Consider the following 13,177-nt stretch of genomic DNA (forward strand, 5'->3'; position numbering starts at 1 on the left):
GATAAGATATGAAACGGCGTTGGAAAATAGCAATTGGCGGTGCCGTAGTTCTCGGCATCGCCGCCGTTGCGACGGTCGGCCTTGACTGGCTCGACCGCGCTTTTCCTCCACCCTTGCCTGAACGCCTGACCATTTCCACGGAAGTGATGGACCGTGACGGTGAATTGTTGCGCGCCTATGCGACACCGGACGGCTATTGGCGTCTCAATACACGCATTGAAGATGTCGATCCGAAATTCGTGAAAATGCTGATCGCCTATGAGGATAAGCGCTTTTACGATCATAGCGGTATCGATCTCTGGGCCTTGGCGCGCGCAGCGGTGCAGCTTGCAGGCAACCAACGCATCGTGTCCGGCGGCTCCACCCTCTCCATGCAGTTGGCCCGGCTCATCGAACCACGCGAAAGCCGCAGCTTCGGCTCCAAATTCCGCCAGCTTGCCCGCGCCATGCAAATCGAGCGCCGTTTGAGCAAGGACCAGATATTAGAGCGTTATCTGACACTTGCCCCCTATGGCGGCAATCTGGAAGGCGTGCGCTCAGCATCGCTTGCCTATTTCGGCAAGGAGCCACTGCGGCTCACCACATCGGAAGCCGCAATGCTCGTCGCGCTGCCGCAATTGCCGGAACGTCGTCGTCCGGACCGCGCCGCCAGCACCGCACGCATGGCGCGTGATCGCGTGTTGACGCGAATGGTTCAGGCCGATGTTCTGACCAACGACGAAGCCGAACGCGGCAAGCGCGAGGCGATCTCCGCCGCCCGTCATGCTTTACCCGCCCTTGCGGCACACTTTACAGATCTGGCGCTCAAGAAAGCGCCGACAGAAGCCCGCCACACACTGACGCTGAAGAAATCCGTCCAACGGGGTCTCGAAGCATCGGCCCGCGAGGCGGCATCAAAACTTGGACCCACAGTGTCAGTGGCCATGGTGCTGGCCGATAGCCGCAACGGCAATATTCTCGGCGAAGTCGGGTCCGCGGATTATTTCGATGGCAGACGGCAAGGCTGGATCGACATGACGCGCGCCGTGCGCTCGCCTGGATCGACGCTCAAGCCATTCATCTACGGGCTGGCCTTCGAACAGGGCATGATTGCGCAGGAAACCATCATCGAAGACCGCCCGCAGGACTTTGCCGGTTATCGCCCGCGCAATTTTGACATGAGCTATCAGGGCGATGTCAGTATCCGTCAGGCGCTGCAAATGTCGCTGAACGTCCCGACCGTCAGCCTGCTGGACGCTATCGGTCCTGCCCGGTTGACCACGCGGTTTCGGCAGGCGGGTGTCAGCCTGCAACTGCCCAAGAACGAATCACCCGGTCTCGCCATCGGGCTTGGCGGCGCCGGGATCAGCCTGCGCGATCTGGTGCAGCTTTATACCGGCCTTGCCAATGGCGGACGTGGAGCCGCCTTGCGCGACGGAACCGAAATGGCAGAGCCGACGCAACCGTCCGGCCCTATTCTCACAGAACAAGCCTCATGGCAGATCGGCGATATTCTGGCCGGTGTCGTGCCTCCTCAAGGGGCACCCCGCCGTGGCCTCGCTTACAAGACCGGCACATCCTATGGTTATCGCGATGCATGGTCGGTCGGCTATGACGGGCGTTATGTTCTCGGCGTCTGGGTCGGGCGCGCCGATGGCGGTTCCGTGCCAGGGCTTGCCGGTTATGCATCCGCCGCGCCAATTTTGTTCGATGCTTTCGTCAAGTCGGGCGTGGTTTCCGTGCCATTGCCGCGCGCGCCAGCCGGAACATTCCGCACGGCCCGTGCCGATTTGCCTGTTACGCAGACACGGTTTTCGTCGGCGAGCGATCCGCTCCCTGTGCTGAAAGCCGCAACCGAACCCGCACCGCGCATCATTTTTCCGCCCGATGGCGCGCATGTGGAGTTAAAAGCACTGACTGAAACCGCATCGCCGCTGGTGCTGAAATTGCAGGGCGGGCGCGCACCGTTTCGCTGGCTCGCCAACGGCAAGCCCGTGGCAGAGCCGGAACGCCGCCGCACCGCCACATGGCAACCGGACGGCACGGGCTACTCGACCCTGACCGTGATCGACGCCGCAGGCCGCGCGGCAAGCGTGAAGATTTTCGTGGAATAGCGCTTATTGCGCCGCTTCCGCGACGACCTCGCGAACCTCAGTCTTTTTCTCCAGCGACATGACTTTCAGATTGCCGGAAAACAATATGCCGGTGATCGGCAGAACAGGTTCGGCTGGCAGTTCATCCTGACGAACGCTATCCTTCGGCACATGCAGCTTGTGTTCGACATCGCTATCCGCACCGGAAAGCGTCAACGCGACATTGCCCCGCGCGTCGAGAAGATTGGTGCCGTAGAGAAATTCGAAGCTCAGCATGGAGACGAGAAACTTGTACGTTCCGTCGCGCACACCACCCTTCATCATCGCTGCGCGGTGCAGCTCGTCGCGGATCTTGACATCGAGCGGCGGAATGCGTGGATCGCAGACATAGCCGACCGCCAGCAACTGGCCGTTGTCCACTTCAAAGCGCATACGCTCATTGCCGAGGTTCAGGGCGGAAATGGAAAAGCGGCGGTTGCTATATTCCACCGGAACACGCCCCAGCCGCTTGCATAGCTGCTCGCCACTTAAGGCGCGTGCATTGGCAAAGTGGTCGGGATCGATTGCAAAGGGAAGCGCCTTTGGACGATGGGGCGCGGAGAGCGCCGGTTCGAGCACATCAGCAATCAGGTTGGCGACGATGGTGGTGGCGATGGGCCGCGAATAATGCCCCTGATCGAGATAGAAAGACGGGTTGGTCACGGCATCGCGACCATATTGCTGCATCAGCATGCGCGAAACATCGGCGCAGATCGTGCCATACCATTGCGAGATGTAATTGATGCCCGCATCGATAGACGGAACCGAATTGAGGAAAGACCCGTTGCGCGCACCGAAGACGAGCGTTGCGATACGCAGGTTCGGATTGCGCTCCAATGCATAGCGGATAATCCCTTCATAGAACCGCGCCCAATGGCGGAAGGGCCTGCGCTCGTCGCCATAGACGAAAGCGTCGTTGATCGCATATTCGATCAGCAGCAATTCGCAGTCTTCCAGCTGCTCGAAAATCTTCAGCTGATAAAGACCGAGCGCGCTCGTCGTACCGCCGACCGCCAGATCGGCAACGATATCCAACTCCACCCCGCGTCGCGCCATGGTTGAAAGCAGGGTCGGCAGATAGCCGGGCAGCATGACGGTGTTGGAACCGCCAATGATTACAGTCTTGAGTTTCATTTCGTCACCGTTGCGGCCTGACCTGCAGGGGTCAGAGCCCCGCAGCGCCAGACGCCGTAATTTCCCTCATCCCAATCGAAATAATAAGCAGCCGCGATCTGGCCGCTATCCATCATCTGGCGAAAGCGTTCCCGCGCTTTCTCGACCAGTTGCTGGCGGTTATTGTCATCTGCCGGGCAGGCCTTGGATTTGTTGGCAAAGCCCCATTCCGTGATCCAGCACGGCTTTCCATCGGCACCGCCGCAGAAGGAAAGCGCCTTATCGACATGCTTGGCCCGCGCCGCCCGCGTTCCACTGCTGCCGGGATAAATGTGAATCCCGTAGCCATCGGCCACCGTATCGAGGCCGTGCTTTTTCAGAAGATCGGTGAAGGCCGCCGGATCGACCGTATCGATCCCGCGTCGATCTGCGTCGGCAAAGGGGATATCCGAAAGCCCCGCTGAAACCACCTTTGCGCCCGCATTGTGTCTGGTTTTCGCCAGTTCGGTACGAACGACGCGCAGCAGTTCGACATATTTCTCCGCGCCCTTCTCCACGAGAGGCAGTTCTTCCATTTCGCTCAGCGAGCGAGCGGTCTTTGTCTTTTCCTTCGGCAGAATGGCCAGATCGCCATTATAGGCGCCCCAGTTGATTTCGTTGCCGGTCTCGACACCGATCAGCTTCACGCCAAGCGCGTCGATTTTCTGCAACGCATCACCAATCGCTGTCTGAAAGCGTTTCGGATCAATATCCGATAGCCGGTACATGTCCCAGATACGGCCTCGCCCTGAACGCGGCTTTGTGCCTTCCGGATAGAAGTCCACATTGTTCAGCGAAACTTCCAGCAGGACTGCGAGCTTCTTCTCATGCGCAAGCCGCACTGCATCAATGCTCTGGTCGATTGGCCGCGTCAGCGAAAGCCGCACGGCAACAACGCCATTCTTCACCATCTGGTCGAAGATCTGTTCGCGCTCCCCAGCGGGCAACCAGGCCATATTGACCCGGTTGACGCCGAAGCGCGTATCGGCAAGAGCACCGTTCGGCACGATGTTGAGCAGGACAGCACCCAAAAGCGCTGCAATTGCCCGTTTGCTGCCCCCGGTGCTCCTGACCGTCAGTTTCATCGGATACCGATATCCTTCAGCGCGCCGTTGAAATTGGCTTCGCATTCCGAATAACGATTGATGGCGGCGGGCACATCGATCTTCGAAAGGAAGTCGCGCAGGTAAGCCTTTTTCTGCGGTTCACGGTTCCACACGCTGGCATCAATATGCGGAAAACCGACAAAACCCAGCATTTCGCGCATTCGGTCATCGACGGCGATCATCAGCCCCGGAATGCCGGACTGCATGCCGATGATCGTGCCGTGGAAGCGGCGGCTCAAGCCGAAATCCTGACTGGAAATCCAGCTGCGCCATTTGTGCGTATCGAAGAACACCAGCAGCTCATTCTTGCGCTGCCATTTTTCCATATGCTTGTATTCGACAGGCGCCGTGATGCGGCTTGCCGCCTGATCATAGGCTTCGGAGTGGTCTTCACCCGCCATGTTCATGTTGTAGACGATCACTTCGTCCTGAAGGACATAGCTTGCGACACTGTCCTTTTCGAGCAGCGCATGCGCGTCCACAATCGTATCAGCAACGCTGCCGAGATAGCCGCCGAAAGAGATTTTCTGCGCGTCCGCAAGGCTTGGATCAGCCAGACGGCTCAGCGAGCGTTTCATCTGGTCCGGTGCATAATAAAGCGATGGACAGCCGGTCGGACGGACATATTTCATGCCCGCATCCTTCAGGAATTCCGCCGTGAAATGGCCACGGGTCAGAAAGAAGCTTTCCTTGCGGCGCAGAATTTCAAGGAAGCGGCGCGTGCCTTCCGGCAGCTCTTCCTTCAGATTTTCCTTCTTCTGAATACCGATACCCATGACGACAATCGGCATGTTCAGCTTTTCAAAGACGAAGGATTCGGTCGTTGCCGCATAGCCCGGGCGCAAGAGATTCGCCGAGGCGAACAGGCAAAGATCAAAGCTCTCATTGAGCTTTGCATAGGTGTCCGGTGAATTGAGGCTGTTGGCGAGATGCCAGAACGGAACATAGGTCACGTCGTGGCCGCGCACGGCGTTGGCTGCGCCCTCACCGATAAGATAATTACCTGTATTGGCAATCTTCTTGACCTGATCGATCACATCCTTCTTCGTGCGGATAGGTTCGAAATAGGGGCGATGCTTCACGCTCGCCCCGGAAACACTTTCGACGGTCCGCATCAAATATGACGGAATGCCGGTAATCATTATGCGCATGATGATCCATCTTCGCTGGAGTTATAAAACGGCTCGTGGATTGGGAGCTATCCAATGCCGATTTCTGAAAGGGCGCTTCGGAAGTTGCGTTCGCGGTCCGAATATTTTTCGATCACGTCGGGGATGTTCATCGCCGCAATATGATCGCTCACGAATGCGCGCCGGTCGTTGGCGGCGTTGAGATCGCGGGCGTCGATCTTCGGCAGGCCGGAGAAATTCAGCATTTCGCGCATGCGATCATCGACAGCCACCATCAGGCTCGGCACGCCAGCCTGCATGGAAATGACATTGCCGTGGAAACGGCGACCGAAGGAGAAATCCATGGTCGAGCACCAGGCACGCCACTGATTGGTGTCGAGAAAAGCGTGAACGCTGATCTTCTTCTTGAGATCGCCGGAGCCCTTATAGGTGAGCGGGCCGACCAGTTCGCCTGTGGTCGAATCGTAGGCGCGGCCATTGGCGTCTGGCTCAAGCTGCATGTCGAAATGCAAAAGCTCATCCTGCACGACATAGGCCGAACGACCATCATCGGAACTAAGTGCATTCATGTCTCCGATGGTTTCCAGTTCCGCGCCCATATAGCCGGTGAAGACGGTGCGACCCTCGCCCACTTTCACATCCGGCAAGCGGCTGATTGCCTTGCGCATATTGTCGGGACGGAAATAGAGCGACGGACAGCCAACCGGGCGAACATAGGAAAAGCCCTGATCGCGCAGATAACCGGCGGCATTCTCGCCGCGCGTGAGGAAATAATGCTCACGGGATTTCAGGACTTCGAGAAGCTTCTTCGTGCCTGCTGGCAGACCGTCTTCACCTTCAATGTCCGGACGATTCTGAATGCCGATACCGAGCATCACCACCGGCATGTCGAGCTTGGACAGGACGAGTGCTTCAGCATCCGCTGACAGGCCCTTGCGCAACAGATTGGCGCAGGTAAAGACGCAGATGTCGAATTCCTTGTTGATCTCTTCGAGACCAGTCCCGTTATTGATGCAGTTATAAAGATGCCAGAAGGGAACATGTTTTGCAGATGGCAGAAGGGCGGTCATGGCGCCCTCTCCAATCAGATAATTACCCGTGTTGCTGATGTTCTTCAGTTCCTGGATAAAGTTATCCTTGGATTCCGAATCCCGCTGCTTTTCCGAATAATAAACCTGCGCTTTGTCCGCGCGCTGGATGAGGCGGGTCAAATGGCTCGGAATGCCGGTGACGAGAATTCGTGGGTTGGCTGGGCGGCTCATAGGTCGACCTTTCTGGTATGATCAGGCAACTGCGCGGCCGGGGAGAACGGCAATCGCGCTGGCATCATCTGCAACGTCCGGCTGGGAAGACCGGGATTTCGGATAGACAGGGCTGATTTCATTGGCCCAGTCCGTGAAGTCGGAAAACGCAGCGCTCCATGTGCGGTGCGCCGCCGAGGCAAGCGCGCCTTCAGCCGTGCGCATCAAGGCGTCACTGTCCTGCGCAAGAATGGTCAGGATACGCGTCATGTCGGAGACGATCTGCGCATCATTGCCATTGCGGATCAGGATGCCGTCACGGCCATGATTAATGAGCTCGTCAACCGCACCGACCGCTGTTGCAACCGGCACACAGCCAAGCTGTTGCGCTTCCGCGATCATCAATGGCGCGCCCTCCCAACGGGAAGGCATCAGAAGCACATCGGCCCAGGCAAGATGGTTTGCGATGTCCTTGCCGTCGAAGACCGGCGGCGACACGCGAACGCCCGCCTCTTGCAGCTTCGTCATCCAGGATGCGCTCGGATCGTCGGACAGAATCTCTCCACCAATTGCCTGTGCGTCGAAGGAAATGCCCTGCTCTCGCAGCTTCATGATCGCGTCGTGCAGCCGGTCGATGCCCTTCTGGCGGTCAAGGCGGCCCATATAGAGGATGCGCAGAGGTCGGCCTTTTCGGCCTTCCTTGCGGGCTGCTGTCACCTGCGCGCGCTGCTTCGCATCGATTGAGAAGCTGGCGCCATTGGGCACCGAGAACACTTTCTCGAACGGCACGCCAAAACTGTGCAGGTAGATTTTCAGCTGATCCGAACAGGTGAGAAACGCATCATAGGCATGTTCGAAGGCGATGGCCGCATAAGGCTGTCCAGCCTGACGGCGGAAGACCGTTTCGTCCACCACATGGAGATAACAGGCCGTGCGCGTTCCCTCGGATCGAAGCTTGCCCATCAGCGGATGTGCGGCCATGACGTGGTTGTTCACGACCAGATCGAAGCCTGAAAGCTGACCACGGAGAATGCTCCAGTCGAGCGGATGATCCTCGGTGATGAAATCCTGCCCCAGAAAACGGTTCGTATCGCCCCAGGCCGGAATACCATCCTTCCAGAAATGGAGATAATCGAAGGACTGGTCGAACTCGTCCAGCACGTCCATGCGTTCATTGCCGAGGACGAAGAGATGGGTTTCAAAGCCCTGATTCTTCAATTCGCGGCCTGCGGCATAGGCCACCTTTTCCGCGCCGCCAAACGATGCGTTCGGAACCAGAACGGCAGCCGTCTTTTTCTTCGCTGGATTATGGCCGAGCGGCAGGACAGGCCCGCCGCCCAGCTCGTCACGCAGCACCTGATACATGTCCGACAAAGCGGGCAGACGGCGCGGACGCCACGTCCAGCGCATTGCCGCGCTCTGCTTGAGCGGGCTTGTGGCAATCGACGTGACCAGATTGAGCATGGATTGTTCCGGTCGCGACAAAGCGCGACGCTGGCGCACCCGCGGGAATGGAAAGCGCACTTTCATACGCGCCGATGTGGGCCACAATTGCTGCGTGCCGAGCGAGGCGAACCAGTTCAGCGCATCGTTCTCGATAATGTCCCGGATCAGTCGGGTCGAAACGAAAATCAGATCAGCATGCGGCTGTCGCGTACCGGATGGCATGATTTCCGTATCGATCCGCCGCTCGTTTTCGACATTCGTCAGTTCCACGAAAACGATATTGGCCTGCTCAGCGAGCTTCTCCAATCGCGACAGAATGTTCGGGAACAAGCGTGAGCGCGCCAGCAGTTTCAGCGTCTCGGTATTGGATGAGGCGAGGAATGGCGGGAAATGGAAATTATCGGGTTCCGACACACTGCCCCAAAAGGCCCGGATCGCATCATCGAATTTGAGATCGGTCGCACCGAGGCTCGGATCGGTGAAGAAACTGACGGTTCCCTCGCCTGCGCGAATGACGCCATAGCGCGGGCATTCCTCATGCTCGAAACCAACCAGAGTAGGACGACGGAACAGCGCCTTATGTCGCTTGCGCAGGAAATTGATCGAACCGGAACGGTCGCGATTGGCTTCCTTGAAGCGGCTTTCTGCGCGCAGACGATATTCGAAGCCGGTGTCATGGCACGGCGTACCAACAAAGCCTGCCTCAATCGCCGAAAGCCAGAATTCCCAGTCTTCAAATCCGTTCTGGCGGTCATCATCGAAGCGCACACCGCTGCGGAACACATCCGCCGATATCATCGACCCCGTATCGCAGATATTGTCCGTGATGCAGTGGATGAGCCGCGAATAGCTGTCGCCATAATGGGCACGCCAGTTGACCGAAAACGTATCGATATTCGTGTAGACCCAGCCCGCATTCGACGCGAGAAGCTTGCGGTAAAGCGTATCGATGGTGTGCGGCTGCACACGATTGTCGGCATCGACGAAATAGACCGCCTTGACGTCCGGCATCTCGTCGAGAATGTATTCAACAGCGCGATTGCGCGCGCCGCCCGGGCCGGCGTTTTCGCCGAATATCACATGGATATTCGGATGGGCTGCGGAATAAAACGCCAGACTGTCGAATACCTCGCGGCGCGGATCGCCATCGACCGACACAACAATCTGCGTGCGGAACACGGTCTGTGACGCGAGGATCGATTCCAGTGCCTCAAGCGCCAGCGCCGCATGGCCGTAGAGCGGCATGGCGATGACGATCAAATCCTTCGATCTATCGTACATTCGCGGCCTCTTTCAGCACCTCTTGGGCGGGACTGGCTTCGATGTGCTTGACCAGCCGGAAGTTGAACACTTTCAGCCATGAGAAATCGACGGAATCGCCTGCCGCCTTGCTCAGCACGATGAGGTCCATCGTGCGGTCGATGGGTTCTTCCAGCATGAAATTGATGTCGATGGGACGATTGGGCGCCACTTCCGACCAGCCACTGAACAGCACCTGCGAACGCCGCCGGTCCATGGAAGCCAGCGCACCGATTTCTTCCTGCGCATCCGATGCCAGATTGACGAGCAGCAGACCGACAGCGCAAGCTTGGCCCTCGGGGTGATCGATCACAGCACGGGCCGAAATCCGCACGGTCCCCGGCGCGACCACGCGGCGGATGGCAGCGGCGGTGATCCCCTCTGCAAGCGGGTGGCAACCGATAGCGTCTTCGTGTTCCAGAAAACGTACCGTCGGGAAATCCGGCGTAAGCGGTGTCACCGAAACATTGGTGACATTGCGCAGCAATTCAATCGGCAGACGGTAATCATCCACCTTGCGACCGTTGATCATCGATGTCGGCACGATGGCGTTTGGCAGCGATGCCGGACGCACACCCGGCAGACCGGTGAAAATCCGCAGCGCCAGTGGGCGCATGTCGAGATCGGCATGCGGAATGCGCGCACGCGCGGCATAGCGCTCATTGGCGATCACATTGCCCAGCGAGATTTCTGGCGGCACGCCGCCCGTCGCCGCGATGCGAAGCCGCAACGTTCGATGGCTGCCGTCACAGGCTTTCGGGAGCGAGAAGAAGTTCCACTCCGAATGCAGCGTGCCATAAGGCACCAGCCATTCGGCGATACCCTCGCCGTTTTCGAGATAGTCCAGGGTGACGATCAGCTGACCGTTACGGTTGGCGGGCAGATCGCGGAAATGCAGCGCAAAGCCCGACACGGCATAGCTCGACACCGGGAAAAGCTGTTCGATTTCAGATTCGCGCAGCAGGCGCGCAAAGCCTTCGTCCTTGGGATCGACCAAAGGCGCGTGGCTGAATATCTCGGTGGAAGAATCCCAGTTGCGCGCATGAAAGGCGTCTTCGATAGCGCGATAGTTCTCGAACATCGTTTCGCGCTCACGTCGCAGCATGGCAAGTTCTGCATGCACCTTGCTGACATGCCCGACAAGGCGGTCCAGACTGCTTTCCAGCAGCTGGGTCACCAGCATGGGCACGGTTTCAGGCCCTGCCTCATCGACGCGCACAACCGGCACTTCCGGTATGGTGCGCATGCGATAAAGCTGCTGCAGTATAGCGTTCAGTTCGTGGGCGCCTTCATCGGAAGCGGCAACCGCGATGAGTGGAAATGTATTCGCCAGACGCAGACGCTTGCCGTCGCCTTCGACGAAAGCAGTCACGTCGCCCAGAGAAGTCGCCTCCAGCGCTTCACGATCACGCATCGAAGCAATGGCATAGCGGCGGTTCTTCCGCCCCGAGATCGCAGGAAGTGGTGTGCTCAACATAGTCGTCCATTGTCTGATGGCCGATTGGGAGGTTCGGCTTACAAGTACAATGAGAAAATACAGACAATGTATTGTCAACAGGGATATAGCATCAACTATATGATAATATTGCGAATAATTGGAAGCGGTTTAATTCAAAATTTGAAACAATATGCATCTATATTCATTATACGTCGTAAATACGCAGAATTGCGGGCTATTATATTATAAAACAAACCCTTGAATGCCCGATTGTCGCCACATACTGCTCATCGAACATTCAATACTGCGTCGATCAACGTTTTTTGCTGACGTAAACATTCCGACAACCGAAAGCGATTTTCGACGGTTCTGCGTGCCGCCGCGCGCATTTGAAGGCAAGCATCGGGGTGGGCTAGGATATCCAGCACTGTTTGAGCCAGCACATCCGTGTCATAAAATGGAACAAGCAGACCATTTTGACCGGCACGGATCACCTCGCGCACCGGCGGCGTGTCGGACCCGATGATGAGGGCGCCGCACGCCATGGCCTCGATCACCGACCAGGACAGCACGAACGGATAGGTCAGATAAATATGCGCTGTCGATATCTGGTAGAGCTTGCGCAAATCTGCATGGGGGATGGCCCCCAGAAACACCACCCTGTCGGGCGGCAAGTCGTGATTGCACACCAGATGTTCGCGCCATGATCCTCCACCCGGCGGCGGCGTTCCATAGCTGACCCCGTCTCCGCCGACGAAGACGAAGATGGCGTCCTTGTTCTGGCGAATGACTTTCGCCGCGGCCTCCAGCGCCTGCGGGAAGCCCCGATAGGGTTCGAGATCGCGCGACACGAAGGTGATGACGCGCGATTCTCCGGCCTTCAAAACGCGACCGTCGGTTAGCTGCAAAGATGCATGGCGGTCGGGATAGAAAACCTTGGTATCGACGCCCTCATGCACGACGGCGATGCGATTTTGCACAGCCTTCGGATATAAGCTCTTCTGCCAGTGTGTCGGGCTGAAACCGCCATCCATGCTTTCAAGCGTGACGAGCTGCGCCATATTTCTAAGCCGCAGCCGCTTCCGCATCTCCACATCAGGCTTGTCGTCGGGCGCAAAGCCGACATCCGCACCATGCGCCCGATAGAAAAATTCGCAATAGCCAAGCGCCGGCGTCGAGGGCAGCACGTCCTTGACGAACATCATGCTGCCCCAGCCGATATGACCGATGACTATGTCCGGCGGTTGACCGTATCGCGCCATCGCTTCAAGCGTTTCGGCGACACGGTAACCGATCCGGGTATGATGATCCGGAACCTCGAGATATCTGGCCATCGCACCATCGGTGCGAGGACCAGATTCAACTCTGTGGCGAATGACGCGGACCGCAGGGAGGCGACGGTCCACCGTTTCGCAAATCAGGCTTACATCATGTCCGCTCTCGGCCAGATGTCCGGCGAAAGCAGCGAACTGACCAAATCCACGTCTGTGCACAAAAGCTATATGCATGTCACAAAACGTGTACGATTTTTGGTCGTTTTTCGTCGATCAACATCAAATGCCATACCGTGCGGCGTTGCCCCACAGCAATTCCAGCCTGTGTAAAGTCTGGTATGCGATTTCGAGATTTCTAAGATCATCGTCATCGCGAGCAAGGATATGATGATAGTCCCTGCTGGCGTTTCTCAGGTTCATGCAAAGGCGTTCGCCCTTGTCTGTCAGACGAATGCGCGCCGACCTTTTGTCTCGCTGGGAGGCGACACGATCGACATAACCACCATCGGTAAGCTGCTTTAAATAATAGGAAATGTTGGACCCGACATAATGCCCGCGATCCAGTAGTTCACCCACAGTGAGTTCAACATCGCCGATCGCCATCAGAACAAGCGTCTGTGCCGGGCCAATGTCCTCTACCCCCAGCTTGGTAAGCTCCGTCTTCAGAAGGCTCACAAAGCGGCGGTTCACTCTTTCAATCATCCGGGCCAGTTCGAAATGTGTAATAACGACTGTATGCACCGGATTTCTGCGTTCCTGTTTCTCGGCGGTTACTTCAGGAAAATCGACGGCTGAGTATCCGTCAATTGATGTTTCGACTTCCACTCCCTCGTGCAGAAGTTTTTGCATCTCTTACTCTCCATTTTCAATTTTACTTCAAATTTTGAAGAAATTTTCAATTAGATTTTCTTGTCTCCTTTCGCATTTCCCCGCCGTAATAACTTTTTTCCGTCACATTCTGAGCGGTATTACTTGAATAA

General features: G+C 57.3%; 9 protein-coding genes. 1 reads left to right on the forward strand and 8 read right to left on the reverse strand.

All coding sequences use genetic code 11. The features are described from left to right. Nucleotides 1–8 precede the first annotated feature (8 nt). Nucleotides 9–2,093, forward strand: coding sequence for a penicillin-binding protein 1C (gene pbpC / locus ABWW11_RS19090; protein WP_109367438.1), 2,085 nt, complete (start codon nt 9–11; stop codon nt 2,091–2,093). A 3-nt stretch (nt 2,094–2,096) separates the two neighbouring features. Here pbpC and ABWW11_RS19095 read toward each other — a convergent pair whose 3' ends face one another. The 8 genes from ABWW11_RS19095 to ABWW11_RS19130 form a co-directional block, all read right to left on the reverse strand. Next, nucleotides 2,097–3,245, reverse strand: a complete 1,149-nt coding sequence (locus tag ABWW11_RS19095) for an SGNH/GDSL hydrolase family protein (RefSeq protein WP_109367439.1) — start codon at nt 3,243–3,245, stop codon at nt 2,097–2,099. Beyond that, entirely contained in the window at nt 3,242–4,348 is a 1,107-nt protein-coding gene (locus ABWW11_RS19100; RefSeq protein WP_235858989.1) for a glycosyl hydrolase, read from the reverse strand. Before ABWW11_RS19100 ends, ABWW11_RS19095 begins: the two co-directional genes overlap by 4 nt. Then, entirely contained in the window at nt 4,345–5,520 is a 1,176-nt protein-coding gene (locus ABWW11_RS19105; protein ID WP_109367440.1) for a polysaccharide pyruvyl transferase family protein, read from the reverse strand. Before ABWW11_RS19105 ends, ABWW11_RS19100 begins: the two co-directional genes overlap by 4 nt. A gap of 47 nt (nt 5,521–5,567) precedes the next feature. Further along, complete coding sequence (locus tag ABWW11_RS19110; RefSeq protein WP_109367441.1) at nt 5,568–6,761, reverse strand: polysaccharide pyruvyl transferase family protein; 1,194 nt, start codon at nt 6,759–6,761, stop codon at nt 5,568–5,570. Nucleotides 6,762–6,782: 21 nt separating this feature from the next. After that, nucleotides 6,783–9,467, reverse strand: coding sequence for a glycosyltransferase (locus ABWW11_RS19115; protein ID WP_109367442.1), 2,685 nt, complete (start codon nt 9,465–9,467; stop codon nt 6,783–6,785). Beyond that, nucleotides 9,457–10,962: a DUF6212 domain-containing protein gene (locus ABWW11_RS19120; protein WP_109367443.1), complete on the reverse strand. Its 1,506-nt coding sequence runs from the start codon at nt 10,960–10,962 to the stop codon at nt 9,457–9,459. Before ABWW11_RS19120 ends, ABWW11_RS19115 begins: the two co-directional genes overlap by 11 nt. 248 nt (nt 10,963–11,210) lie before the next feature. Continuing rightward, on the reverse strand, nt 11,211–12,431 hold the full coding sequence (locus tag ABWW11_RS19125; RefSeq protein ID WP_319080403.1) for a glycosyltransferase family 4 protein: 1,221 nt from the start codon (nt 12,429–12,431) through the stop codon (nt 11,211–11,213). Between the two features lie 45 nt (nt 12,432–12,476). Then, nucleotides 12,477–13,046, reverse strand: coding sequence for a MarR family winged helix-turn-helix transcriptional regulator (locus ABWW11_RS19130; RefSeq protein ID WP_109367445.1), 570 nt, complete (start codon nt 13,044–13,046; stop codon nt 12,477–12,479). Nucleotides 13,047–13,177 lie beyond the last annotated feature (131 nt).

This window comes from Brucella sp. NBRC 113783 (assembly GCF_040372265.1).
GTDB classification, from domain to species: Bacteria; Pseudomonadota; Alphaproteobacteria; order Rhizobiales; family Rhizobiaceae; genus Brucella; species Brucella teleogrylli.

What these genes read in the sequence shown, in the direction of transcription:
- pbpC (WP_109367438.1), top strand. Translation starts at nt 9, where the DNA reads ATGAAACGGCGTTGGAAAATAGCAATTGGCGGTGCCGTAGTTCTCGGC.
- ABWW11_RS19095 (WP_109367439.1), bottom strand. Translation starts at nt 3,245, where the DNA reads ATGAAACTCAAGACTGTAATCATTGGCGGTTCCAACACCGTCATGCTG.
- ABWW11_RS19100 (WP_235858989.1), bottom strand. Translation starts at nt 4,348, where the DNA reads ATGAAACTGACGGTCAGGAGCACCGGGGGCAGCAAACGGGCAATTGCA.
- ABWW11_RS19105 (WP_109367440.1), bottom strand. Translation starts at nt 5,520, where the DNA reads ATGCGCATAATGATTACCGGCATTCCGTCATATTTGATGCGGACCGTC.
- ABWW11_RS19110 (WP_109367441.1), bottom strand. Translation starts at nt 6,761, where the DNA reads ATGAGCCGCCCAGCCAACCCACGAATTCTCGTCACCGGCATTCCGAGC.
- ABWW11_RS19115 (WP_109367442.1), bottom strand. Translation starts at nt 9,467, where the DNA reads ATGTACGATAGATCGAAGGATTTGATCGTCATCGCCATGCCGCTCTAC.
- ABWW11_RS19120 (WP_109367443.1), bottom strand. Translation starts at nt 10,962, where the DNA reads ATGTTGAGCACACCACTTCCTGCGATCTCGGGGCGGAAGAACCGCCGC.
- ABWW11_RS19125 (WP_319080403.1), bottom strand. Translation starts at nt 12,431, where the DNA reads ATGCATATAGCTTTTGTGCACAGACGTGGATTTGGTCAGTTCGCTGCT.
- ABWW11_RS19130 (WP_109367445.1), bottom strand. Translation starts at nt 13,046, where the DNA reads ATGCAAAAACTTCTGCACGAGGGAGTGGAAGTCGAAACATCAATTGAC.